This is a genomic window from Vibrio sp. 2033, from assembly GCF_033339735.1.
Window position 1 is genome coordinate 1 of the sequence record NZ_JAWOVC010000132.1, and the last position, 988, is coordinate 988.

Sequence of the window (988 nt, forward strand, 5' to 3'; positions counted from 1 at the left end):
AGGAAGCTATCGAAGACACCATTGTGGTTCATCAGTAAATTTTCTTTGAAGCCTAGCTCTTTCAAACTTTCGAACAAGTAGCACTGTTTTGAAGGTGCGGGTTGGAACAGTTGACTGTGTTCCTGTTGACCGCAATTGGCTCGTAGCAGACGAATGACCGCAGGCCCGCTATATGACGTAGCGGAACTAAAATTGTCGAACATGATGTCAAACTCTTTGAACAGAGGATGATCGGCCAGTCCTGCAATTTCGATGTCATCCCACGCGACCGAACAAATACTCAAGAACAACAAATCAAAAGGAGCATCCATTGCGCTGCTGGTATCGAATGTCACACGTCGGGAGGCTTCTTTAGAAAAGAAATCTGCAGTTAATGTGTTGAGACTTGCATCGTTAATTTCCGTTATTTGAGGTTGTTTGCTAGCAGTAACCTCGGTTGGTGGCTGTTGTTGAGTTACTTCTGCAGCCACTGTTGTCGGAGGTTCAGTCGTCATTGGCATACTTATATAGATCATAGCAATAACCACAAAGACTGAAACTCTAACGAACTTGCTCAAAATAAAGTACGCACCACACAAAGCGAGCAATCCGAGTATTGCTTGGAATGATAAAAATCGTCCCAAAAGTTCGACCAGATAACTCAATTCAAACTGCATTAATTGTCCCGCTTGAGCCCAAAGACGGTCTAGCGGAGGGAGATAAGAATCGTAATGCAAGAGCCACGCTGCGGCGACAAATACAACGATATGACGCACCGTATTTAGGCTTTTCATCGAGATTGGCAGCAGGATGAAGATCAACAGCGCAAAGTTTTCCATTGGATGGAAATCGATGATTCCCTGAAAATAGAGCGCTATTTTTGCGATAAAGTAAATGTTCCACCAGCCCAATCCTATAGTGAAGGGGGTAGAGTCATGAGAATGCGATGTCATTACTTAAGCTTCTTGGTGTTAGTGGCTGATGTATCTAGCTCAAAATAGCGCGAGCG

General features: G+C 44.1%; 1 protein-coding gene. It reads right to left on the reverse strand.

Features of this window, described 5'->3' with window-relative positions; all coding sequences use genetic code 11:
* Positions 1 to 932: cellulose biosynthesis protein BcsG (gene bcsG / locus R7P74_RS25105; RefSeq protein WP_318123358.1), on the reverse strand; the 932-nt coding region annotated here is incomplete at its 3' end.
* Positions 933 to 988: the final 56 nt, after the last annotated feature.